A 22,738-nucleotide genomic window follows, 5' to 3' on the forward strand; every position below is an offset into this window, starting at 1 on the left:
AACACAGGAGGTTTTTATAAGTGAAGTATCCAAAAGTTTGGTTCGTTACAGGATCATCTAAAGGTTTAGGGCTTGCACTAACACAAAAACTCTTGGCAGAAGGATATCGGGTTGCTGCAACGTCAAGAAGCCTCGATGCGCTAATAACAGCCGTAGGTACCAAAGAAACAGATTATTTTCTGCCTTTGCAGGTTGACCTTGCCCATGAGCAGGATGTTCGAACCGCCATTACATCTGTAATTAGCAAATTTGGCAATGTTGACGTTGTCGTTAATAACGCAGGCTATGGGCTGCAAGGAACGTTCGAGTCGCTGACCGACCAAGAGATACGCGCCCATTTCGACATTAACGTATTTAGCATTATGAACGTATTGCGTCATGTTATTCCGCATCTTCGGAATGCAGGCTCAGGTCACATCTTTAATATTTCCTCCATTGGCGGGTTTAGAGGTGGTTATTCCGGTTGGGGCAGCTACTCTGCCACCAAATTCGCAGTATCCGGTCTTACAGAGGCTTTGGCTGCTGAGGTGAAACCGTTCGGAATATCGGCCACCGTTATTTATCCCGGTGCTTTCCGTACCAACTTCCTAACCAAAGAATCATTGGCAATCTCACCAAATCCAATCCTTGCGTATATGGAAGCTCAGGCTTCAATTGATCGCTATCTTGAATTGTCAGGTAAACAGCAGGGGGATCCCGCAAAGGCCGCTGACGTCTTGATACAAATTGCCTCAACTTCCACTCCTCCGCTGCATCTGTTTTTAGGGCCTGATGCTTATGCAGCGGCGAATGAAAAGATAAAGAGAGTGATTCATGACTTGGAAAATAACAAGGATGTAACTCTTTCTACCTTATTTGAAGAATGATACATTGAGGAGTGCTTCCAGATTCATTCCAGAATGGCCACTCCCCCGCGCCGAAGTCCCAGCATGCGCCTACGGCCGGCTTCAGGCATGTTGCCACTCCTATTATAGCGAAAGTAATTAATCGACAAACCTGCCGACTTGCTTGGTTAAACAATTGGCGCACGCAGTGTTATCCAGCCTATAATTGCAACGAAGCTGCCGAGATATAGCCTGACTCAAAGTGCGCGAAAGGACTCATAAACATCCACTTGATGTCGGGGTTTCCCTCCTGAGGCTTCAGATCTTGACGCTAAACATACTTTGCGGGTAATTTCTTGTCGCGAAAAAAACGACAAGAGACTCCCTTGGAACGTCGAAAGCCTCTATAGATCAAAGTTCCTTTGTTGATAGTTTCTTGTCGTTAGACTATGCGGGTGACAAACGAATACATCCATCGGACAATGGATAACCGGGATCATCGGCATGGTGTGAAAAACCTGCAAATGACCAACATTGCCAGTCGTTCGCAGACAACCAGCGCGCGGTGTTGCACCGTATGACGGCGGTCGGTCGACTCTACATGCGGCCCTTGTCGGTTGAGCATGTAAAATCTGCAAAGGTCAGGGAACGGAACTCGCGCGCAGAACCGGATGTCCTGGCTGCCTTGCTGTTTGGCTGCGCGGAGAAAGCCTGCGAAAGTCGGGCTGCCCGGAAACCCCTGCGTTAGTGGCGACAGCCACAATCTGCCTTGCTGCACGAAGAAAACCTGCAAAAATACATGAATTTGCGGCCTGGGTCGCTGTCCAAGAGGAATTCCTGCAAAAGTGCAGGCTTTTCGCCGGATATATGGACACAGATTCACTTTCAGCGGAAATTCCTGCAGTTTTGCAGGTTTTTCGCCAAAACAAGCCAATTTCGGAGAAAAAGCCTGCACTTTCGCAGGCTTTCATCAGATCGGCCTGCCAAGCCGCAGCACGACACTCGCCGTGCAGCACTGCAACCCGCGCCTGGAGAGGCGCATCAGGAAAGAGCCATTTCACAACGCCTCTGACAATTCGGTCTTCATCGGGTCCGGGCTGAAGACGAAACTGAACAGCGGCAATGCCGGTTATAGGTCACGTATTCCTCTCACCTCGAATCCTACTTGTTGTCAAGCAGATAGTCATTGGACTGGTTGTCAGCCACCCATAATGAAGCCGGAATCGGCGAACAGAGAAATCGTGTTGTCGGAGACCTTCGTTCCGGGTCTTTGGATGAACGGGCGATGGCGAGCCGGCTGCACTTTGCTGCGCGATCTCACGTGTGACCGTTTAAAGCGGAAACGCCTTCTTGTCAAAAACAAAAAACACCGGGAAGTCCCGGTGCCGCAACGTTAATTTTGGTGGAGCCTAGGGGGGCTCGAACCAGGCTCGAACCCCTGACCTCATCGCTGACAGGGATGAGGTCTCCCGGTTGAGCTAAGTCCCCGTGCCGGGCAAGAGGAAGCCGCCCCAGCTAGAGGAAATCGCCGCAGGACTCTCGGATTACGAAGCTCGTGTCGAACATTTTGGTGACCGGACCTGTCGTTTTATGATGCATCAAGTTAATCAGCATCCTGACGCACTCGCCGGCCATTTCTTCAACGGGCAGATGGATCGTCGACAGCGCCGGAATCGTAAAAGGCGTCACATCGTCGTTGTCGTAGCCGATGATCTCGATCTCGTTCGGCACGCTTTTGCCGAACGCGTGCAAAGCGGCCAAAGCGCCCACGGCCATCTGGTCGCTGATGACAAACAGCGCGGACGGCTGCACGCCGCCGCCGGACAGCAGCCGCCCGGCCGCCTCGTATCCGCCGCGCTCGGAGAAATCGGCGAACGCGATATGTTCCGCCGCCACCTCCAAACCAAGCTCGGCCGCCTTTGCAAGAAAGCCGTTCATGCGCAGCCTGATCGCTCCGGAGGAGACGCTCGGCACGATGGCTCCGACCCGCCGGTGTCCGCGGCCGGCAAACAACCGGGCGACTTTCTCTCCGCTCCTGAAGCTGTCCACATGCACCGTCGAATATTTGTCCGAACTTCTCTGATACAACACAATCGGGACGCCAAGCTGCGCTTCCTCCAGAAACGCCTCGTCCTCCTCCGTCGGAATCGCGATGATCGCCCCGTTAAACCGCGTGCCCGTAATCAGACTCCGGGCCTCGTTCAATTTGGAGCCCACGTAGGGCTGTATGAGCATTTCGTACTCGTCTTCAACCTCCATAAGCGCTTCCTGGAGCCCCTTCAAAAACCGGCTGATCAGCGCCGTCCGGGTATCCAACGCCCAAAACAAAGCGATGATCGGCAGCACGGTTTCTCCGCCGCTGCGCAAACGCCGGGCGGAAATGTTCGGCCGGTAGTTAAGCTGTCTGGCAGCTTCGAAAATTTTTTGCTGCGTCGCCGGCGATATGCGATACTGCTCGCCTTTGCCGTTCAGCACGATGGAGGCGGTGCCTTGGGACACATGTGCCAACTGGGCGATTTCTTTAATTGTGGCCATCCAAATTGCCTCCGACATGTACATAGTCTTGTCGCGCACAGCGTTCTGACGCTGTGCTAATACGTTTCATTCATCTTACTCGGCAAGGTTGGCCGATGTCAACCGCCCTGCGGGAGGCACGCAAAGACGCCCGCCCCGCCCCGGCACGCCCCCTGTCTAGCTGAGCCAATAAGCCAGCACGGACAGGAGCACCGAGGCGATCGTCATCGCCGCCGCAGGGCGCAGCACTCTCGCCCCCAGACCGCGCAAGTTGACGTTTAATCCGAGCCCTGTCATCGCCATCGTCAGCATAAAAGCCGTCACGCCGGATATCCCGTTCATCGCCGATGGTGCGGCGGGAATATAAGGCGTCAGCACATAGCTGCCGAACAGGCTCATCGCCAGGAAGCCGAGGAGAAACCAGGGAAACGCGATTGGCGCGCCGGCGCTGGAATTTCCTTTGCGCTTCATCCCATACATCAGGATAAAACATAACGGCACCAGCAGACATACGCGCCCCAGCTTGGCAAGCAGCGCAAAGGTCAGAGCGTCCTGCCCGGCAGGCGCCGCCGCCAGCGCCACATGGGCGATCTCGTGAAGACTGATGCCCGACCATACGCCGTACTCAACCGGCGACAATGGCAAATACGGCCTCAGGACGGTGTAGACGACGGCAAAGACGGTGCCGATCAGCGCGACGATGCCGACTGCCAGAGCCGTATCCTCGTCTTTGGCTTTGACAATCGGCGAAACCGCGGCAATGGCTGCGGCGCCGCAAACGCCGGTTCCGATGCCGAGCAGCAGCGAAAGCGACAGATCGGCTTTGAGCCATTTGGCGAGCAGCATCGTTGCCGCAATGGCCAGGACGATCATTCCCGCATCGCGGACAAGCAGCCCTAATCCTTGGTGAAAAACATCATGGATGTTCAATTTTAATCCATAGAGCACGATGGCGCCCTGCAGCACTTTTTTGGACGAGAACTGAATCCCCGAACGAAACATCTCCGGATATCCCCATACTTGCCGAAACAAAACCGCAATCAAAATCGCGCATCCGAGCTGGCCCAAATGCAAAAGTCCCGGAAGCCGCGATAATTCAAGACCAGCCCATGCAATGACGAAAGTAAACATAATGCCGCCCAGCCACTGCCGGACGGACGCAGGCTTCACTTCTTTTATCCGCTTGATGGCGACTCTTTCTTCGGATGCTCCTGCCATATGCTTCACCTCCATTGGTTTTACATGTTCAGATTAAACCTTTTATGTACATAAGAAAAATAAATCATTATAATATTGATCATAAGTAAATATATATAATAAAATCGCGATGAACAGGCGGTTGATACAGTTGGATCAACATTTGGTCGTCTTTGTTAGGGTATGCGAGCTGGAAAGCTTTTCGAGGGCTGCAGAAGAAATGCATATGACCCAGCCGGCGGTCAGTCAATATATCCAAACGCTTGAGCGCTCGGTAGGCGTCAGGCTTCTTGATCGGAGCAATAAATTCGTACGGATGAATAAAGCCGGGCAAATCGTCTATCATCATGCCAAAGAAATTTTGGGCTTGTATTCGCGCATGCAGCGCCTGGTCGACGATTTGTCGAATACGGCAAGCGGGAATTTGACCGTCGGCGCGAGCTATACGTTCGGCGAATACGTGCTGCCGCGTATTATCGCCTCTTTGCAGCGGCAATATCCGCGCATTGTGCCGGCCGTTACGATCGGGAATACGAAGCAAATATGCGAGCTGGTGGAAAACCGGCAGTTGGACGTGGGCATCGTCGAAGGGGATTTTAATTCGAACAAGCTTTTTTCCGAGTCGTTTGCGGAGGATTCGATGTACATTTTCGCTTCCGCCGATCATCCGTTTGCGGAGCTGCAAGAGGTGCGGAAGTCTCAACTGCAGGGAGAAACCTGGATCGTTCGCGAGGTCGGATCGGGGACGAGGGAAGCCGCAGACAAAATGTTCGCCGCTTTTCAATTTGCGCCTGAGCGCCTGCTGGAATTTGGCAGCACGCAGCTTATTAAAGAATCGGTGGAAGCGGGTCTCGGGATCACCCTGCTTTCCCGCTGGGCTACGCAAAAGGAGCTTTCCCTCGGCACCCTGCGCATTCTCACAACAGCCGGCACACCGTTTACCCGCCGGTTCTCCATCATTACGCAATCGGCGGAATTCCAGACCAAAGCCATTGAAGTGTTTTGGGAGCTGGTGCGCAGCTCGGGCCGGCAAACGGACAGTTGAGCAAAAAGAAAAAGCCATGCCTTAAAAGGTATGGCACAGGCTGTTGAAAAACCTCCATGTTAGAGGAGATAGCCATAATCTGTCTGGCTTCACGAAGAAAACCTGCAAAAATACATGAATTTGCGTCCTTGATCGCTATCCACGAACAATTCCTGCAAAAGTGCAGGCTTTTCACCGAACACATAGACCTATGCTCACTTTCAGCGAAAATCCCTGCACTTTTGCAGGTTTTTCGCCAAAACAAGCCAATTCAAGAGGGAAAACCTGCACTTTCGCAGGTTTTTTCCCTGGCAAGCTGCTTCCCTGCCCAGTTGTGCAGTTCCACGACCCACACCGGGTGAGGCGAGCGTCCGGAAAAAGCGGCTGTCCTCCAAATTAGCCTCACTCGTTCCCCTAGCCCTCACAGGGTGTCGCGATTTGCCCGGGCAGCCCTCCCCGCCTTAAAGGGGCATGGGCTTATGCGAATCAGCCTTTTACCGAGCCGAGCATGACGCCTTTGGCAAAATGCTTCTGCAAAAACGGATAAACGAGCAAAATCGGGATCGTCGCAAAGACGATAACGGCCATACGGATCGTTTGCGGCTGGATCTCGGTTTCTTCGAACCCGGTGTCGCCGATCCGGCTTTGCGCCAAAATGACGATTTCGCGCAGCAGCACCTGCACGGGCCATTTGTGGCTGTCGTTGATGTACATGATCGCGCTAAAAAACTGATTCCAGTGCGCCACCGCATAAAACATCCCGAACGTAGCGATAGCCGGCATGGACAAAGGAAGCACGATGCGGAACAATACGCCGACATCCGTGCAGCCGTCGATCCTTGCGGAATCTTCGAGCCCGTCGGGGATTTGTTGGAAAAAGTTTTTCAGCACGATCAGGTTGAACGCGCTGATCGCATTCGGGATCATAAGCGACCACAGCGAATTCGTCAATCCGAGCCAGCTGACGACGAAATAGGTCGGAATCAGCCCGCCGCTAAACAGCATCGTGAACAATACGGCCATCAGAATCGTCTGCCGGCCGCGCAGCGTTTGCCGCGCCAGCGGATAGGCCATCAGACACGTCAGCAGCAAGTTGATCGCGGTGCCGAGCACGGTGATGTAGATCGAGACCAGCAAGCTGCGCAGCAGCGTATTCGTCGAGAAAATATATTTGTACGCCGATAAGGAAAATTCCTTCGGAAAAAGAATGAACCCTCCTTTGGCCGCCTCTTGAGGACTCGTAAACGAGACGGCTAAAATATAAACGAACGGCAGCACGGTGGCCAGCGCTATGGCCGCCAACACGACATAGTTCATGCAATCGAAAATTTTGTTGCCCCACGTATTGTCAACCCGAATGTGCGTCTGATTCATGCCAAACTCCCTCCCGACTTGTATTCCGTTCTAGTACACGCCTTCCTGGCCGAATCTTTTGGCCAGCCAGTTGGACCCGAGCACCAAAACGAGGCCTACCAACGATTTGAACAACCCGACGGCTGCGCTGTAGCTGTATTGCGATTGCGTCAATCCTTTTACGTACACGTACGTATCGAACACCTCGCCGACTTCGCGGTTTGTAGGAGTCAGCATCAGGAAAATGTGCTCGAACCCGGAATCGAGAAACGTTCCCATGCGCAATATGAGCAAAATGACAATCGTGCTGCGGATCGCGGGCAGCGTTATGTGCCACAACTGTCTCCAGCGGTTCGCCCCGTCGATGCGGGATGCTTCATACAATTGCACGTCCACTCCGGCTAATGCGGCCAAAAAAATAATCGTCCCCCAGCCCACCTCTTTCCAGATCGATTGCGTCACAATGACGGTTCTGAACCATTCGGGCTCCAGCAAAAATGCGATCTTGTGTCCGGTAAAGGCCGACAGCATTTCATTGACGACCCCGCCCTCCGTCGTAAGCAAAATGTAGAAGATCCCGACCACGACCACCCAGGATACAAAGTGGGGGATATACACCATCGTCTGCACGAAACGCTTGAATTTTTCCACCCTGACTTCATTCAGCATCAGCGCAAGCACGATCGGCAGCGGGAAAAAGAAAACGATATTGTACACGGCCAGCAGCAGTGTATTACGGAACAAATCCCAAAATTGCGGTTCGGTAAAAAAGCGCTCGAAATGCTTCAACCCGACCCACTGGCTGTTCGCGACGCCGATAATGGGCTTGTAATCCTGAAAAGCGATCACGACGCCGTACATCGGAACATATTTGAAAATGAGAAAATACAGCACCCCGGGCAGCAGCATTGCGTACATCCACTTGTCTCTGAGCAATTCCCTCATCAAGGGGCTGCGCTGCGAAGCCTTGCTTTTGTTACGCACGGCGCTGCTGTGGGCATGAGTTGGCGAGTCCATAGATCCTCCTCCTAGTCCGGTTGAAAATAAGAGCAGCTGCGCACATCGCGCGCTGCTCCTTGCATGGCGGTCATTTGCTTGACGCCGCAAACGATTCTTCGTACTCTTTGATCACTTTATCGCCGCCGGACTTCCGCCATTTGTCCACCTCGGCCTGCCAGCCGGCGTCGTCGATTTTGCCCATGATATACTTCGTCTCCGCATCGCGGATGATTTGGTCGAGCTCGTTGCCGCGCTCGCTGTACGTCGCCGAGTTTAAAGTAAGCGCCGGATTCGGCACCGCGTACTTGATGTTCTCTCTGGCCATTTTCGTCGCTTTCTCCGCCACCGGAATGTCTTTGAGATCGGCCACATTGTAGCCTTCGATATTGAGCAGGCCGTCGCGGTACGGCTTGACCTCGCGCTGGAACAAGTTAAAATCTTTGTACTCCGTCCGGTTTCCGTCAACTTTGACGTAATGCTTGCCCTCGATGCCTCTCATCTGCAGCGTGGACATCGGCTCGTCCAGCAGCTTGTCGAGGAAGGTCAGCACCTTTTTCAAATCCGCTTCCGTTTTTACCGCCGATTTGGGGATGGCCAGGAAGCCGAAATTCCCCGGCTCTCCCGCAATGCGCGGGTTGTCGGTGCCGCCGAACGGGGCGATATCCCACACCGCCGCAGGCAGCGTCTTGCTCATCGCAGACTGATAGCCCTGCACGTTTTGCGCGGAGACGTTCAACCGGATGCCCACGCGTCCGTCATACATCGTTTTATCGAGCTCGGTTACATCGTACACGGCAAAATCCGGGTTGATCAGCTTTTCCTCATACAGCTTTCTGAACAGCTTCAGCACGTCCATGTACGGCTTGGTCACGAATTCCGGCGTAAATTTGCCCTTGTCTTCGCCCCAACGGTTGACGCCGCCGATGCTGACGGCCAGCCTCGTAATAACGGGCTGCGTTCCGGCGTTGTAATTTTTAAAGAGCATCGTGCCGTACGTATCGTTTTTGCCGTTTTTGTCCGGATCGTCCTTTGCGAACGCTTTCATAACGTTGTACCAATCATCCAGCGTGACCGGAAACTTGAGGCCCATACTGTCGAACCAGTCTTTGCGGTATACGACCGCCGCCCGGCCGATATCCCGGTAGTTAGGGATGCCGTACACTTTGCCGTCAATTTTGATATTGTCGTAATAGCGCTTGTCCTGGGCGGCCAAATTTTTGTAGTCCTTCAAATACGGCCCGACTTCCCAGAACGCCCCGTTGCGCGCCGCGCCCAAAATGCTCGGCACATAGTTCACCTTGAGAATTTGGGGAAGATCGCCGGAAGCGATCATTACGTTTACTTTATCGTCAAAAGCAGCCTGCGGAATCCACTGAATCGACAACTTCGTATTCGTATAGCTTTCGATAGCCTGCTCCACTTCGTTGCCTTTGGCCGGAATGTCCCCGACCTGGCGCAGCGCTATGGAAATCGGGTAAGGCTTGCCGTCCGTCGACTCGGCGGACGGCTTGGCCGTTCCGGCGGAAGCCCCCTCTTTCCCCCCATTCGTGCAGCCGGCCACAAGTCCGATTGTCAGCAAGCCGGAACATGCCATTGTGAGCCATCGTTTGCCTCTCATGTTCATTTCCCCTTTTTATATAAAATGTAAAAGGCAGCGCTTACTTTTTCGTCTGGGCGGTCCGGTCCTGCAATTGATGGACGGAAACCTCGCCCCAGCTCAAATCTTCGACCCTGTAGGCGGCGATTTTATCCCAATCCAGCTCCATGCCCAGCCCCGGCAGTTCCCGCCCCGGCACGAGCAAATAGCCGTTCTCGTATTTTACCGGATGCTTGACGATATCTCCGACGTACAGCTCGGGGCCAGTCGGGTCGGACGTGTAGTTCAGATTGGCCAGCGAGCTGCCCAGGTGGGCCATGGCCGCCGTGCCGATCGAAAGCTCCTGCGTCGTTCCCATCAGGCAGCCCTTGCCCGCCACTTCGGCTGCGGCGGCCGCTTTCCTTGCGGCTGTTATGCCTCCGATAAAGATCGGCGAAATGTTGAAAATATCGACGCTGTCATGGCGGATCATCTCGTATTGATGACGGAAGCTCCACACATGCTCGCTGACCGGATAATCCGATTTGAAGCGAAAATGATGTAAGCCTTCGAAATCATTTTGCATGGCAGGGCTTTCAACCATCTGAAAATCGTACTTCGACAACCGCTTGACCGCTTGCAGCGACGCTCTCCAGTCCAGCAGATGGCTGAAATCGAGCGATTTGATCGTCACGCTGGAGCCGAATTCGCGCTTGACCCCGTCGAGGAACGCTTCGTCGGCATCGAGGTTTTTGCCTACGTACAGCCTGAACGTGTCGAACCCTTGCTGCAGCCGCTTTCGCACAACGCCTAGATTCACTTCCACTTCTTCCATAAAGCGGTGCCGGAATATCGGGAAGCACACCTTGATCCTATCCTTGATCGAACCGCCGATAAAGTCGGCCACCGAAACGTTGAGCGCTTTGCCGCAAAGATCGTAAAGCGCAGCGTCGATGCCGTTGCGGATAAAATTGCCCTTTTCGTAGTAAAAATTGGCTTCTGGGAAGTTGCTTTTTAGTTCCATGTTGATCAATGAAATGTCAAACGGATTTTTGCCGAGCAGGATGCTCTTGAGCACTGTAGTCAAATCTTTCAAATCAATCGAATAATGCGGCAGGTGGGAAAAGTCGGACATTTCGCCGATGCCTGTCAGCCCTTCGTCCGTCATAAGCTCTACGATGACATGTTTGCTTACAAAGCCCGTGTCCCGGGGCACCCCTACTACCGTCAGCCGAATATCGGATAGCTTCATTCTGGTTTCGCTCCTGTCCTATCAAAATCGTGCCGGGTTCCCTCGCACAAAGCGAGCAGCGCCAGCCCTTGGGTAAATGGCGTTATTTCATAAGGAATGCTGTTGTATGCCAGCGCGTCGGCCTTGACCGGCGTTCCGGAAGAGCCCCCGGCAACGTTGCCGGCTTCGTCCACCTGCCGGACAACGGCGGCAAGCGCCCGTACGGCCGAATCCATATGCTTGCGGTCGATGAAGCCAAGGCGGATGCCTTTCAGCAATCCGTAAGCGATCCCCGCCGTCGCCGACGTTTCCAAATACGTCGCTTCGTTATTCAAGACGGTCCGCCATAATCCGGATTCGTCCTGAAGCTGGATCAGTCTTTCAACCTGAGCGTTCAACCATTCCAGAATCGCATTCTTTTGCGGAAATTCGTCGGCAAGCAGTTCCAAAATCTCGACAATGCCGGCCGTCATCCAGGCGTTGCCCCGTCCCCAATGAACGCCGATCCATTTGCGCTGCGCGTCGTTCCAGCCGTGGTAAAACAGCTTCTCCTGCGGGTCGAACAACAGCCGGCAGTGAATATGAAGCTGTTCGGCCGCTTCCTGCAAATACCGTTCGTCCTGCAAGGCGGTTCCCCGCTGCGCCATATACAGCAGACTCATGAACAGCGTATCGGCCCACACCTGATCCGACCAGTCATTGTCGAGCACGGTGTGCTCCAGCGCCCCCGAGGCCGTTCGCGGACCGCTCTCCAGCAAATAGCCGTCGAATGTGCGAAACAGCTTGGCATATTTGCCGTCGGCGTTGCGATCGGGCAGCCGCAGCAGCATCAGCAGCAGCGAATTCGAATTGACGCATATTTTTTCGATATGCGAATCGATCCGTTCATCGATCCACGCCTTCATTCCGGCCTCGAACCGGCGATCCTCCCATACGTCCTCAGCCCGGCATACGCCGTAAAAGGCCACGCCGATGCTCCAGTCCCATCTCCGCCAGCGAATGCCTCCCGGCTGCTCCGAATATGTATGGCTCAATTCCAGCGTCCGCTCGGCGGTCAGCCGGATCAGCTTGAGCAAGCCGGTTTTATTCAGGTTAGTCGTCAACGAAAACTCCTCCTGCCGCGTAAGTATACGTCCATTAATGCGCTTTCAATTTGTTTATGCGTCAAGCATGTTTTTGCAGCCCCCAGGCTTGGATCATAGCCGCAACCTCCGCCATCTCCCTGCTCGTCAAAACGCTGATCGGCGGACGAACCGAATTCGTCGCGATGCGTCCGAGCTGGTGCATCGCTTCCTTTACGACGCTGACGTTGTTGCCGTTCCGGTTCGCCTCGCGCAGCTGCTCGAACGGTAAAATATCTTTCCAAACTTCCATCGCCTGCTTGTAGTCGCGCCTTTTCAAAGCTTCGAGCATCGCGAACGAGCGCTCCGTATCGACATTCACCATGCCGGAGGTGAAACCTTCCGCGCCCGCAGCGTAAAACGTAGGCGCCCACATCTCGGCCGTTCCGCAAATCCAGACGATATCCTCTTTAATCTCCTGCACCGCCCGGCTGAACGATGGAGGATGATTGATCGCGTACTTCACCGCGATCACATTCGGAATCGCCGCCGCCTCCGCGATCGTTTCGTGCGTAATCTGCTCGCTGCGGATGTACAGCACCATCGGCAGCGAGGTTGAAGCGGCGATCTGTTTGTAATAATCGACGACGCCCTGGGACAGCAGGTAAGGGTGCACCGGCTGATGGACCATAATTCCGTCGGCTCCCGCTTTCTCGGCGTGTACGGCCAGCTCGCAGGCCGTTCTTGCGTCATAGCCGACGCCGGCTATGACCGCGCACCGCCGGTCGACGGTTTCCGTCACAAACCGGGTCACCTGCTTCGCTTCCTGCAAAGTCAAAGCGTAAAATTCCCCGGTGTTGCCGCACGGATAAACCGCTTCGATACGGCGCTCCAGCAAAAAATCGATATTCGCTTTCAAGGAGACCCAGTCGATTTCCAGATGCTCGTCAAACGGGGTTACGTTGATCGCATTAATGCCTTTCAGCTTGCTTTTTAAAAGTTCGAACATCGAGATCATAGCCTCCTTTCAACATATTTAGGCGTTCGGGTTTGTGCTTTCCTTGACAAATACGATTGTCCGGCGAATGTGCGAGATCATCGCTTTCTCCGCACCGTCGGCGTCCCTGGCGATAATGTTGCGGTAAATTTCGTAATGTTCCTGAAAACCGCGCTCTAGCTCGTCTTTATGAGACAAAGCCTTTTTGCGGAAAGAACGGTCGAACGAGCGGATCGCTTCGATCTGCTGAAAAATATAGTTGTTTTTGGCGCACATGCGGATCAGCTTGTGAAAATGCTCGTTCAGCACAATGAGCTGCCCGGCGTCCTTCGCTTCCGTGTAGGCTCGCATCTTGTCGATCACGGCCGTCAATTGCGCGATTTCCTCGTCCGCTATTTTCAGAGCGGCCAGCCGTGCCGCCACTCCTTCCAAAGCGGAGCGGGCCCAGTTGATTTCCTCCACGGAGTTCATAATGTCCCCGGAGACGAAAGTTCCCCGCCGCGCGCTCGTCGTTACAAGCCCTTCCTGTTCCAGCCGGCGCAGCGCTTCCTTGAGCGGCGTCGTGCTGATGCCGAACTGCTTCGCCAGCTCCCTTTCCTTCAGATGATGGCCGGGCTTGTACTGCTCCGACAAAATCGCGTCCTTCAACCGCTCGTATATGACATCGCGAATGGACCGCGTTTGCGAAGCGATATCATCGTTATGTTCCTGCACATCCATACCGGGTCCCCCTTTTTTGCCGTCCTTCGTCCTATCGACGCTATGCCTTGATAAAAACCGTTTTGATCGCCGTAAAAAATTCAATCGCCGCCTGGCCCTGTTCGCGGGAATGCGAGCTGGACTGCTTCATGCCGCCGAACGGCGCCTGCAGCTCGACCCCTGCGCTTTCCGCATTGATGCGGATGAGCCCGGCATCCATGTCCTGGATAAAGGACATCATATGTTGAATATTTTGCGTAAAAATCGATGCGCTCAGCCCGAACTCCACATCGTTGGCGATATGAAGTGCCTCTTCCATGGAGTCGACCTCAATCAGCGCCAGCACCGGCCCGAATATTTCTTCTTGGGCTATCGTCATCCGGGAGTTTACTTCCCCGAATATCGTCGGCTCGATATAATGGCCGTCTTCCAATCCTTTCGGCTGCCCGCCGCCATACAGCAATACGGCGCCCTCTTCAACGCCTTTGCGGATGTAAGAGGCGACGGTATTGTATTGATTCTCGCTGGCGCAAGGGCCCATCCACGTTTGGGGGTGCATCCCGTCGCCGATTTGCAGCTGTTTCACGCGGGAAATCAGCTTGGACGCGAACGCGCCGAACACCTCTGTATGTACGATGACCCGGCTCGTCGCCGTACATTTTTGCCCGGTGGAGCGGAAGCCGCCGCTGACCGTCGCCTCCACGGCCTGATCCAGATCCGCGTCGGCCGCGATAATGATCGGATTTTTGCCGCCCATCTCAAGCTGATACTTCGCTCCGCGGGCGATGGCGCCGATGGCGACTTTTTTGCCGACCTGATTCGATCCGGTAAAAGTAATCGCGTTAATATCCCGATGATCGATAATGCCCTGTCCGATCACTGATCCTTGACCGGTTACCAGATTGACCGTGCCTGCCGGAAAACCGGCTTCATGAAAACATTCCGCCAGCTTGACCGCTGTAAGCGCCGCCTCGGTTGCAGGCTTGATGACGACGGTATTCCCGTAGACGAGCGCAGGGGCCATTTTCCAAACGGGAATCGCAATCGGAAAATTCCACGGCGTGATGACGCCGACAACTCCGAGCGGCACGCGCGTCGTAAACATCAGCGCCCCGCTGTCGGTGGAAGGAATTACATCGCCGACCTTGCGCATGCCTTCCCCGGCGTAATAGCGCAAAATCGCGACGCCTCTCGCCGTCTCCCCCTTCGCCTCCGCCAGCGTCTTGCCCATCTCCCGCGTCATCGTCTCGGCGATTTCATCCAGCCGCCGCTCCAGAACGGCCGCCGCTTTATATAAAAATTCGCCTCTCGCGGGCGCGGACAGCTTGCGCCATGACGGCTGCGCCTGCTTCGCCGCCTGCACGGCGGCATCCAGATCGTCTGCGTTCGAGCTTTGCACATAGCCGACAATCCGGCCCTTCGCGGACGGATCAAAGCTGGGCTCAACTTCGCCCGTCAAAGAAGGTACCCACTGGCCTCCGGCATAATTCAAGGCTGTGTAAACGGATTCAGTACTCAAAGGAATTCAGCCTCCTCGGAAACATCATATTTGATATCTGATATATCAGATATTATCGTAAAATTCCGCCCCCGTCTACCCCTTTCCGCAAAAAAATCTGTGGTATCTGCAAAACTCACGCAATCGGCGTATCCGACACCGCGGGCCGAAACTGCGGCGCAGCTGCCACTGCGCGGTGTTGCGCTGCATGATGGCGGTAGATCGACCAAGGACGCTCCTGTGTCATCTACAATTTCGGCCCCCTCCCCGTGAACCGCCAGGCCACAAACTCCGGACCAACAAAATTTCGAGTCGACGCTATGTGCTTGTATTGCGCCCACTAATGAAAACAAATTCTGCAGCAAAACTTTCAACGACATGTCAGGTACTTCGATGGCAGCCACATATAAGCCCAATCTCTGGCTCAAATATTTTGAACGCTCCCCAAATTCGTCGAACGGCTAAATAAAATATTCACATTTCAACCGCGTTTTACTGGAGATACATGATTATTAGCTTCGCTAAGATGAAGAATTTTGACGCATGAAATCGTTCCAAGAAGAAGAACTCATGTATCCGAGTCGATTTATCAAATCCAGCATATCAATTCGTTCCACCTCGCCTGTAGCAATGGGGTTCTGACCGCCGCCATGCGTCGGCGACACAACGCGCGCCCGGGATTCGCGCACGTTGGGGATGGATAGGTTCGAGGGTATTGCCGACCAAATACATCGATAACTACATGTTTTGGTTCCGTTCCGTTTTTTGGAGTTGCGTAAGAAACCGGAGCTTACTGACAGGCGGACGAAGGTGTTACCAGATACTTGCAAGCGGGCGATTTTTAAAACTGTATAAGAATTCCGGGCGGCCGTTTAAAAATGTAAGGTATCTGAAGGTCGCAAAATTTGGAACAAAATTCTTAAATAGTCCGTTAGTATCTCTAAAGGGAGGCGAGCAATGAGAATACTCATTTCGTTCATTCTATGTTTAGTCATGCTTTCAGGATGTGAAACAACTACAACCCATAACCCCACAGCAAAAGAAATTCTAGTTCAAACTCCTAATGCGGATATTTTCCAATTCAAAGGAATCGTTTACAGTAACGCTAACAACATAGAATGGGTGCAAAAAGCAGAACTTACAATTGGAAAAAGTATCGGGACCATTACGAAACAATATAAAGACGGTCTTCCTTTCGAAGATGAAATGGCGACCAAACTTCCTGTTGGAACCGAGATTTACGAACTATTGAAAAAAAGTGGACCCATACTCATTGTGAAATTAAACGGCGAGGAAGTAAGATATTTAGGACAAATAGAAGGATAATTTACCCAAAAAGTAACAATTTTCACAAAAACAGCGTGTTGTTTTCGGAAAAGCCGTTGGGGGTTTGGCGGGCAACCGGTTCTTTTGCCGCCAAAAAACGCCGCAGCAGCTGGTGGCGCGGCCCTGCAGCACGAAAAAGCCTGCGAAAGTGCAGGCTTTTTCCTTGAAAATGGTTTGTTTTGGCGAAAAGCCTGCAATTGTGCAGGAATTTCTGATCAAAACGAGTCAGTGCCCGTGTTTTTGCGAAAAAAACTGCACTTTTGCAGGAATGTTCCGTTACCAGCCGAGCAGCGAGCAAAAAACTGCACTTTTGCAGGCTTTCTGCGCGCTGCTCTAGGCAGATGCCACTGCCGGCGCTCGCCTGCGAGTTTTTGGTCCGGCTGACTTTCGGCGCTCCGCACCACCTGCCAGGCGGCCAGCTCGGTGCGCTAGCTCTGGCGGCTGGCGCCTTCCGGCGGCCTCGCCTTGCCACTTCCGGCGCGCCCCGCCGCCAAGCGTTCCGCCGGTAGCTCGCTCCACAGCCCCCGCGGCCCCCCCGGCGTCCGGCCGCTAAAGCCGCTTAACCGGCGGCCCCTGCGCCGGCCTGTATAGATCGACTTCCACCGGCGGCGAGTGCCATCGGCCTTTTAGAACGGGCTGCTGCGGCCAATACATGCGGAGTGTGAGGTTGAACGGTTCCGCAGGCGCCGGCAGCCAGTTCGGCTCCCGCTCATGCCCCGGCGAAGCATGCTGGATATAAATATCGAGGGAGCCGTCTTTATTGTAGTTCAGCTTTCCGAGGTGCGGAGCGACGGCATAGCGTTTTAGCGGATTTTCCACCAAAAATCCTGCGGCGTTATAGAGCGTCACCGACCAAAAAGCATTCGCCGGAGGCAGCCTGCCCGCATTGAAATGCATCACATAATTGTTGCTTCCATCCAGCGGGCTGCCGTCGCTGTCAACAGAGCTGTACGCATACACCGCATCTTCCGGAAGGTTGGCGCCAAATAAATTCATCGCCACTACCGCCCGCCGGACGTAATCTTTTCCATAAAAGCCCATGTTTTTCAGTAGCATGCTCCAGCCGTTCGTTTCGCTTTTTTTAAATAATTCATCTGAGGCAGTGCGGATCGTTTGCGGGCCGCTGCGGACGGCATTAGCCAAAGCCTGCTGCACGGTCGGGTGAAGTTTGTAAAAGTCGAAATGCGGACCCGGAATGAGCCCCATCGCTCCGAGCTCCGCCGTCATGGCATGCGACTGGATAGCCGGATAAGGCGGGTTCCGATACATCACCGACATCATCAAATTGAAAAACGTCGCCGCATCCATCGATGCGATCACATCCCTGGGAGAACGCCGCCCCAAAATAATGTGATTATGGAGCAAAGCGTCCCATTCGGGCATTCCGGCAGGGACGGAGCCGTTCAGCCTTGTTAATTCGTACTGCTCCTGGATGGCGTGCACCGCCGCATAATCCGCCGGGCCGTTCGTCTGCGTGCGCCCTGTAATCCATACCGCGTTGGTCGGGGCGGCAATTACCGGAATGCCGGCGGGAAGCGCGCCGTGCCAGCCGGGCCCTACGATTACAAACACTCGTTCACCCGTTCCTGTCGTGCGGGCTCCGACGGAAGCGAACACGTTTGACCAGGCGTCCAGCAAAGGCAGCACGTAGTAGCGGTTATCCGTATTCGGCACATGCAGCAGCAGCGGGCCCCGCGACAAATCCAGCCAGGCGGAGGAATACAGCGTATCCACGTTAGGTCTGACGACGAGTGTAAATTTTGGCGTCGCCGGCACTTTTTGATGATAAAACCGGTTCATCTGCGCCACACTTAACAACCCGCTTCTGCGGGTAATATCCATAAGCAGCAAAGGGTATCCGTATATATACGCGTGCATCGCCCAATCGTTGAGGACACGATTCGTGCCGTAAGCCGGATCATCCGAACCCGCCCCGGGAACGAAACTTCTTTCTTTGAAATAAGCGTAATCCATACATCGCCTCCTTCACGCACGCTCCGATCTGCATAAACGCACTCTTCGCAGGGGCAGCCGCAAACTTGTTCCAACCATTTTATGTAGCATAGGCTGTACGTGACAACAGGCGATATATGGAGTCGGTTTACACAGCAGGGAATTTTATCGTTACGGCGGTCCCTTTTCCTTCTTCGCTCCGGATATGTACGGAGCCTCCGTGAGCTTCCGTTAATTTTTGCACGATTGTCAGTCCGATGCCGCTGCCGCCGGATTTGCGGTCCCTGGATTTATCCACCCGGTAAAATCGTTCGAACACGAATGGCAGCTCTTGAGGACGTATGCCAATGCCGGAATCGGCAACGGTGAATACCCCATGCATCGGTTCCCTGCTCACGGCAATGACAACTTCCCCGCCGGACTTCGTAAATTTCAGGGCGTTGGACAGCAAGTTCAGCAAAATCTGCATAACCCGTTTGCGGTCCGCCTGAACAAGGCACGGGTTCGCTCCCTTCACTTTAAGCTGCACGCCTTTTTGCAAATAGGCCGCCCTTACCGATTCCACGCTCTGCAGCACGATTTCCGTCAAGTTTTCCCGGTTCATCCGCACCTGAAAATGCGGCGACTCCATTTCCGTCAGCTGCTCCAAATCCCCGACCAGATCAGCCAACCGCTCCACCTCTTCATAGCACGACTCCAGACGCTTTGGAGACGGCTCCCAGATCCCGTCCATCATCGCGGCCATATGGCTTTTGAGCGTCGTCAGCGGAGTACGCAGCTCGTGGGCGATGTCGGCGGTCATCGCTTTTCGCAGCTGCTCCTGTCTTTGCAACTGCTCCGCCAAACGATTCAACGATTGGCCGAGATCGGCAAGCTCGTCTTTTCCTCTGAGCTCCGCTCTGACATGCAGTTTTCCTTGGGCCATCTGCTCGGCCGTCTTTTTCATGTTAATAAGCGGGGCCGTGATCCGTTTGGCAACTAGCAGGCTGACGGCGGCGACAAGCACGATAACGATCGCAGACGTCCATACGACGGATTGGATAAGCGCTTCTTCAAAATGGGAGTCGAAAGCGGCCGTATCCATATTTTGCTCCATCGCCTGCTGCTGGTATAAAGAGAAATGATAGTGTGTTTGCCAAATAAACGTAAGCGTGGAAATAAGCAAAACGCCTGAAGCGATGCTAACAAAAGCGATCGTCAGACGTAAATAAAGTCCTCTCAAAGCGCGGCACCTCCCGCGAAGCGGTAACCGACACCGTAGACGGTGACGAGAAACTGCGGGTTTTTGGGATCGTCTTCGAGCTTGTAGCGAAGATTTTTGATATGCTGGTCGATCGTTCTCGCATCCCCGTCGAAATCGAAGCCAAGCACCTTTTCAATCAGCTGCTCGCGGGTAAACGTACGGTCCGGGTGGCGCGCCAATGAAATCAGGAGCCTGTATTCGTTAGGCGTCAAATTCAGCGGCCGCTCCTTTTTGAACACCTCATGGCGGCGGGTATCGATCACAAGCCCTTCCGCAAAATGGATGCTGTCGGCCAACAGCTCGGTTTCCGTGGATCTTCGGAGAATGGCTCTGACCCGGGCCACAAGCTCGCGCGGATTGAACGGCTTTGTCAAGTAGTCGTCGGCCCCCAGCGTCAATCCTTCGATGCGGTCGTCTGCCGCCACTTTTGCCGTAAGCATCAAAATAGGCACGGACGAACGCTGCCGGATTTGCCGGCATACCTGCTCTCCCATCATGTCCGGCAGCATCAGGTCCAGAATGACCAAATCGATCGAGCCTTTGGCTACATATTGCAAAGCTTCGGCGCCTGTCCCGGCTTCCTGCGTTTTGAATCCTTCATTTTCCAAATAGGACGCCACGACTTCTCTGATTTTCGCTTCGTCATCGACCATGAGTACGGTCTTCATCGTCTTCGCGCCTCATTCGCAATGATCCATGCTGCCGCGGCCAACATACGGTACCCCCCTATATATTTTATTTGATCAACTTATTCACCGTCGTTAAAAGTTCGGCTATTACGTCATGATCGCCTTCCTGCAGCCGTTCGACGACGCAGCTTTTCATATGATGCTCGAGCAGCAGCTTGCCGACGCCGTTCAAGGCGGATTGGATCGAGGCGATCTGATTCAACACATCGTCGCAATAAGTGTCCTTCTCGATCAGCCCTTTAACCCCGCGGACTTGTCCTTCGATGCGGTTCAGTCTGCTGATTAAATTCGTTTTGATTTTGTCCGAATGATGGCTCTTCCGTTCACCCGGGGAATGGCAAGATTCCGTAAGCTCCGTATGGTTTGGTTCCATGCAAACGTCCCCCTCTCTGCGATTGATTATACCAATATCCCCTATCCTATGCAAAATGCAACCGCTTCTACACAACTTCTACATATGAACGGGTTATGATGAGGTTATAAGATCCGCATGACAAAACAAGATCTGGAGGTAAACATGATTAAAGCTGTGACGAGTTTAAAATATTTGTGGATTGGCGGAGCGATTTCCGCCCTGCTTGCAGGGTGTACGAACGCCGACAAAAACATGGAGGGCATGGATCATTCCAAAATGAATCATGCCATGAATACGGAAGAGCCACGGCAGACCGGACCATCGGCAGAGAGCAAAACGAACAACAGCGAAACCTTGACGGCAAAAGAAATTACACTGACGGCAAAAGCCAGCAATCTGGAAGTGCTTCCCGGCAAAATCATCCCAGTATGGACCTACAACAATTCAGTTCCGGGACCGCAAATCCGGGTCAAACAAGGCGATGTCCTGAAGGTCAATCTGAAAAACGAGCTGTCCGCCCCCGTTACGATCCATTGGCACGGCGTGCCGGTTCCGAACAATATGGACGGAATTCCCGGCGTCACGCAAAACGCCGTACAGCCCGGGCAAACGTTTACGTATGAATTTAAAGCCGAAGTGCCCGGCACTTACTGGTACCACTCCCATCAGGACAGCGTCAATCAGGTGGATAAAGGTCTGTACGGTTCTTTGATCGTAGAGCCGAAAAACGAGGAAAAACCCGACCGCGACTACACGCTTGTTCTGGATGAGTGGATGAGCTCGGGGACATCCGGTATGGATATGTCTGGAATGGATATGTCCGGTATGGATCATTCCAAAATGAATATGGACGCCTCCAACCATGCGTCAACTGCAAATTCCCAAAGCTCTGCGGCCGCAGGGCACGATATGAGCATGTATGACCTGTACACCATCAACGGCAAATCCGGGTCCTCCATCGACAAGCTCACTGTCAAAAAGGGCGACAAAGTCCGCATCCGTTTGATCAATGCAGGCTATAAATCGCATAACATGCATTTGCACGGCCAGGAATTTAAAGTGACCGCGACAGACGGGCAGCCGATTCAAAATCCGCCGCTCATCAAGGATCAGCTCATTGCCGTCGCTCCGGGAGAACGATACGACCTTGAATTTGAAGCGGTCAACCCGGGCGTATGGTACTTGGAAGAGCACGGCAAAGAGGCTCCTGTCAAAAACATGAAAGCCCTCATTCAGTACGAGGGTTCCTCGGACTCGAAAGACCGGGCTGACGACGACAAAGATTTGCCGGTTCTGGACATTACGAAATACGGCAAAGCGGCCAAGGCCAAATTCACACTGGACCAGAAATACAACCTGGATTACACGATGGACCTGGGGACGAACGAGCATCAGGGCAACCCCGTATACACGATCAATAACAAGGCGTACCCGAATACCGACGCGATTCAAGTAAAAACAGGGGATTTGGTCAAAGTTCGCCTCACCAATACATCCAAATCCGACGATCACCCGATGCATTTGCACGGCCATTTCTTTCAAATATTGAGCAAGGACGGCAAGCCGCTGGAAGGATCGCCGATCATCAAAGACACGCTGAACGTGAAACCGGGCGAAGAATACGTCGTCGCTTTCGAAGCGGACAATCCCGGCAACTGGATGTTCCACTGCCACGATCTGCATCATGCCGCCGCGGGCATGGTCACGAGCGTCAACTACCTGGATTACAAAACGGATTTCGTCCCCGATCCTAAGGCGGGGAACATGCCGGAGTAATCTTGGCCATCCGGCTTCGCCCCCAGCAAGCAAAAATCCCCTCCGTTCGCTTCTGCCCGGAGGGGATTTTGTTTGCACCATCGTATTATTCGCTCCGATCCGTTCGGTCTTTCATTTGCCGGAGCAAGCGCTGCAAGTTTTTGGCGGAAACCGGCACAAAGTCATTGTTTTCGAAATATACGGATTGGCGGTCTTCGTTGTAGCCTTTCAGCTGATTCAAATGAACAATGTAGGACCGGTCCACACGTTCAAAGCCTGCCTGCTGGAATGCGGAAAGAATCTGCTCGAATGACGTGGGATATAGATAATATGCAGTTTCCGTATGTACAGTAATTGCATTCCTATGTATAGTAAAATACAAAATATCCGATTCTTCCAGCTCATACACAGATCCATCCTCACGCAGAACTCGCATTCTTCTTT

21 protein-coding genes and 1 pseudogene are annotated in these 22,738 nt (G+C 53.5%); 6 read left to right on the plus strand and 16 right to left on the minus strand.

Features of this window, described 5'->3' with window-relative positions; genetic code table 11:
• The first annotated feature begins 20 nt into the window (after positions 1-20).
• Both AC0LWT_RS14325 and AC0LWT_RS14330 read left to right on the plus strand, forming a co-directional pair.
• Positions 21-866, plus strand: a complete 846-nt coding sequence (locus AC0LWT_RS14325; RefSeq protein ID WP_474681934.1) for an SDR family NAD(P)-dependent oxidoreductase — start codon at positions 21-23, stop codon at positions 864-866.
• Positions 867-1,669: 803 nt separating this feature from the next.
• Complete coding sequence (locus AC0LWT_RS14330) at positions 1,670-2,221, plus strand: hypothetical protein (protein ID WP_474681935.1); 552 nt, start codon at positions 1,670-1,672, stop codon at positions 2,219-2,221.
• 118 nt (positions 2,222-2,339) lie between these two features.
• Here the strand turns inward: AC0LWT_RS14330 and AC0LWT_RS14335 are convergent, their stop codons facing one another.
• Both AC0LWT_RS14335 and AC0LWT_RS14340 read right to left on the minus strand, forming a co-directional pair.
• A complete protein-coding gene (locus AC0LWT_RS14335) occupies positions 2,340-3,359 on the minus strand; it encodes a LacI family DNA-binding transcriptional regulator (RefSeq protein ID WP_474681936.1) in 1,020 nt (339 codons plus the stop codon).
• A 156-nt stretch (positions 3,360-3,515) separates the two neighbouring features.
• On the minus strand, positions 3,516-4,556 hold the full coding sequence (locus tag AC0LWT_RS14340) for a YeiH family protein (protein WP_474681937.1): 1,041 nt from the start codon (positions 4,554-4,556) through the stop codon (positions 3,516-3,518).
• Between the two features lie 130 nt (positions 4,557-4,686).
• Here AC0LWT_RS14340 and AC0LWT_RS14345 point away from each other — a divergent pair, with 130 nt between their 5' ends.
• A complete protein-coding gene (locus AC0LWT_RS14345) occupies positions 4,687-5,580 on the plus strand; it encodes a LysR family transcriptional regulator (protein ID WP_474681938.1) in 894 nt (297 codons plus the stop codon).
• A 465-nt stretch (positions 5,581-6,045) separates the two neighbouring features.
• On the opposite strand, the gene AC0LWT_RS14350 is transcribed toward AC0LWT_RS14345, so the two are convergent.
• The 8 genes from AC0LWT_RS14350 to gucD form a co-directional block, all read right to left on the minus strand.
• Positions 6,046-6,933, minus strand: coding sequence for a carbohydrate ABC transporter permease (locus tag AC0LWT_RS14350; RefSeq protein ID WP_474681939.1), 888 nt, complete (start codon positions 6,931-6,933; stop codon positions 6,046-6,048).
• 30 nt (positions 6,934-6,963) lie between these two features.
• Positions 6,964-7,857, minus strand: a complete 894-nt coding sequence (locus AC0LWT_RS14355; protein WP_474681995.1) for an ABC transporter permease — start codon at positions 7,855-7,857, stop codon at positions 6,964-6,966.
• 142 nt (positions 7,858-7,999) lie between these two features.
• Positions 8,000-9,529, minus strand: a complete 1,530-nt coding sequence (locus tag AC0LWT_RS14360) for an extracellular solute-binding protein (protein ID WP_474681940.1) — start codon at positions 9,527-9,529, stop codon at positions 8,000-8,002.
• A 40-nt stretch (positions 9,530-9,569) separates the two neighbouring features.
• Positions 9,570-10,739, minus strand: a complete 1,170-nt coding sequence (locus AC0LWT_RS14365; protein WP_474681941.1) for a mandelate racemase/muconate lactonizing enzyme family protein — start codon at positions 10,737-10,739, stop codon at positions 9,570-9,572.
• On the minus strand, positions 10,736-11,821 hold the full coding sequence (locus AC0LWT_RS14370) for a glycoside hydrolase family 88/105 protein (protein WP_474681942.1): 1,086 nt from the start codon (positions 11,819-11,821) through the stop codon (positions 10,736-10,738). Before AC0LWT_RS14370 ends, AC0LWT_RS14365 begins: the two co-directional genes overlap by 4 nt.
• A 61-nt stretch (positions 11,822-11,882) precedes the next feature.
• A complete protein-coding gene (locus tag AC0LWT_RS14375) occupies positions 11,883-12,788 on the minus strand; it encodes a dihydrodipicolinate synthase family protein (protein ID WP_474681943.1) in 906 nt (301 codons plus the stop codon).
• Between the two features lie 27 nt (positions 12,789-12,815).
• Complete coding sequence (locus AC0LWT_RS14380; RefSeq protein WP_474681944.1) at positions 12,816-13,496, minus strand: GntR family transcriptional regulator; 681 nt, start codon at positions 13,494-13,496, stop codon at positions 12,816-12,818.
• Positions 13,497-13,536: 40 nt separating this feature from the next.
• Positions 13,537-15,000, minus strand: coding sequence for an alpha-ketoglutaric semialdehyde dehydrogenase GucD (gucD, locus tag AC0LWT_RS14385; RefSeq protein WP_474681996.1), 1,464 nt, complete (start codon positions 14,998-15,000; stop codon positions 13,537-13,539).
• Between the two features lie 324 nt (positions 15,001-15,324).
• Between gucD and AC0LWT_RS14390 the strand changes: the two are divergent.
• Positions 15,325-15,487: pseudogene (locus tag AC0LWT_RS14390) on the plus strand (IS1595 family transposase); the annotation flags it as partial.
• Positions 15,488-15,930: 443 nt separating this feature from the next.
• Positions 15,931-16,299: a hypothetical protein gene (locus tag AC0LWT_RS14395; RefSeq protein ID WP_474681945.1), complete on the plus strand. Its 369-nt coding sequence runs from the start codon at positions 15,931-15,933 to the stop codon at positions 16,297-16,299.
• 22 nt (positions 16,300-16,321) lie between these two features.
• Here the strand turns inward: AC0LWT_RS14395 and AC0LWT_RS14400 are convergent, their stop codons facing one another.
• The 5 genes from AC0LWT_RS14400 to AC0LWT_RS14420 all read right to left on the minus strand — a co-directional run bounded on the left by AC0LWT_RS14400 (position 16,322) and on the right by AC0LWT_RS14420 (position 20,557).
• Positions 16,322-16,597, minus strand: coding sequence for a hypothetical protein (locus tag AC0LWT_RS14400; RefSeq protein WP_474681946.1), 276 nt, complete (start codon positions 16,595-16,597; stop codon positions 16,322-16,324).
• A gap of 251 nt (positions 16,598-16,848) precedes the next feature.
• Complete coding sequence (locus AC0LWT_RS14405) at positions 16,849-18,273, minus strand: DUF1254 domain-containing protein (RefSeq protein ID WP_474681947.1); 1,425 nt, start codon at positions 18,271-18,273, stop codon at positions 16,849-16,851.
• Between the two features lie 127 nt (positions 18,274-18,400).
• On the minus strand, positions 18,401-19,474 hold the full coding sequence (locus AC0LWT_RS14410) for a sensor histidine kinase (RefSeq protein ID WP_474681948.1): 1,074 nt from the start codon (positions 19,472-19,474) through the stop codon (positions 18,401-18,403).
• Positions 19,471-20,163: a response regulator transcription factor gene (locus AC0LWT_RS14415; protein ID WP_474681949.1), complete on the minus strand. Its 693-nt coding sequence runs from the start codon at positions 20,161-20,163 to the stop codon at positions 19,471-19,473. Before AC0LWT_RS14415 ends, AC0LWT_RS14410 begins: the two co-directional genes overlap by 4 nt.
• Before the next feature lie 67 nt (positions 20,164-20,230).
• The gene (locus AC0LWT_RS14420) at positions 20,231-20,557 is read right to left on the minus strand and encodes a metal-sensitive transcriptional regulator (protein ID WP_474681950.1); all 327 of its coding nucleotides are present in this window, start codon (positions 20,555-20,557) and stop codon (positions 20,231-20,233) included.
• Between the two features lie 144 nt (positions 20,558-20,701).
• On the opposite strand from AC0LWT_RS14420, the gene AC0LWT_RS14425 reads away from it, so the two are divergent.
• Positions 20,702-22,315: a multicopper oxidase family protein gene (locus AC0LWT_RS14425; RefSeq protein WP_474681951.1), complete on the plus strand. Its 1,614-nt coding sequence runs from the start codon at positions 20,702-20,704 to the stop codon at positions 22,313-22,315.
• An 85-nt stretch (positions 22,316-22,400) separates the two neighbouring features.
• On the opposite strand, the gene AC0LWT_RS14430 is transcribed toward AC0LWT_RS14425, so the two are convergent.
• Positions 22,401-22,730 (minus strand): LytTR family transcriptional regulator DNA-binding domain-containing protein, encoded by a 330-nt coding sequence (locus AC0LWT_RS14430; protein ID WP_474681952.1) that lies wholly within the window; start codon positions 22,728-22,730, stop codon positions 22,401-22,403.
• Between the last annotated feature and the right edge of the window lie 8 nt (positions 22,731-22,738).

This window comes from Paenibacillus sp. sgz302164, from assembly GCF_056120505.1.

What these genes read in the sequence shown, in the direction of transcription:
- AC0LWT_RS14335 (WP_474681936.1), bottom strand. Translation starts at nt 3,359, where the DNA reads ATGGCCACAATTAAAGAAATCGCCCAGTTGGCACATGTGTCCCAAGGC.
- AC0LWT_RS14340 (WP_474681937.1), bottom strand. Translation starts at nt 4,556, where the DNA reads ATGGCAGGAGCATCCGAAGAAAGAGTCGCCATCAAGCGGATAAAAGAA.
- AC0LWT_RS14350 (WP_474681939.1), bottom strand. Translation starts at nt 6,933, where the DNA reads ATGAATCAGACGCACATTCGGGTTGACAATACGTGGGGCAACAAAATT.
- AC0LWT_RS14355 (WP_474681995.1), bottom strand. Translation starts at nt 7,857, where the DNA reads ATGAGGGAATTGCTCAGAGACAAGTGGATGTACGCAATGCTGCTGCCC.
- AC0LWT_RS14360 (WP_474681940.1), bottom strand. Translation starts at nt 9,529, where the DNA reads ATGAGAGGCAAACGATGGCTCACAATGGCATGTTCCGGCTTGCTGACA.
- AC0LWT_RS14365 (WP_474681941.1), bottom strand. Translation starts at nt 10,739, where the DNA reads ATGAAGCTATCCGATATTCGGCTGACGGTAGTAGGGGTGCCCCGGGAC.
- AC0LWT_RS14375 (WP_474681943.1), bottom strand. Translation starts at nt 12,788, where the DNA reads ATGTTCGAACTTTTAAAAAGCAAGCTGAAAGGCATTAATGCGATCAAC.
- AC0LWT_RS14380 (WP_474681944.1), bottom strand. Translation starts at nt 13,496, where the DNA reads ATGGATGTGCAGGAACATAACGATGATATCGCTTCGCAAACGCGGTCC.
- AC0LWT_RS14395 (WP_474681945.1), top strand. Translation starts at nt 15,931, where the DNA reads ATGAGAATACTCATTTCGTTCATTCTATGTTTAGTCATGCTTTCAGGA.
- AC0LWT_RS14405 (WP_474681947.1), bottom strand. Translation starts at nt 18,273, where the DNA reads ATGGATTACGCTTATTTCAAAGAAAGAAGTTTCGTTCCCGGGGCGGGT.
- AC0LWT_RS14415 (WP_474681949.1), bottom strand. Translation starts at nt 20,163, where the DNA reads ATGAAGACCGTACTCATGGTCGATGACGAAGCGAAAATCAGAGAAGTC.
- AC0LWT_RS14420 (WP_474681950.1), bottom strand. Translation starts at nt 20,557, where the DNA reads ATGGAACCAAACCATACGGAGCTTACGGAATCTTGCCATTCCCCGGGT.
- AC0LWT_RS14425 (WP_474681951.1), top strand. Translation starts at nt 20,702, where the DNA reads ATGATTAAAGCTGTGACGAGTTTAAAATATTTGTGGATTGGCGGAGCG.
- AC0LWT_RS14430 (WP_474681952.1), bottom strand. Translation starts at nt 22,730, where the DNA reads ATGCGAGTTCTGCGTGAGGATGGATCTGTGTATGAGCTGGAAGAATCG.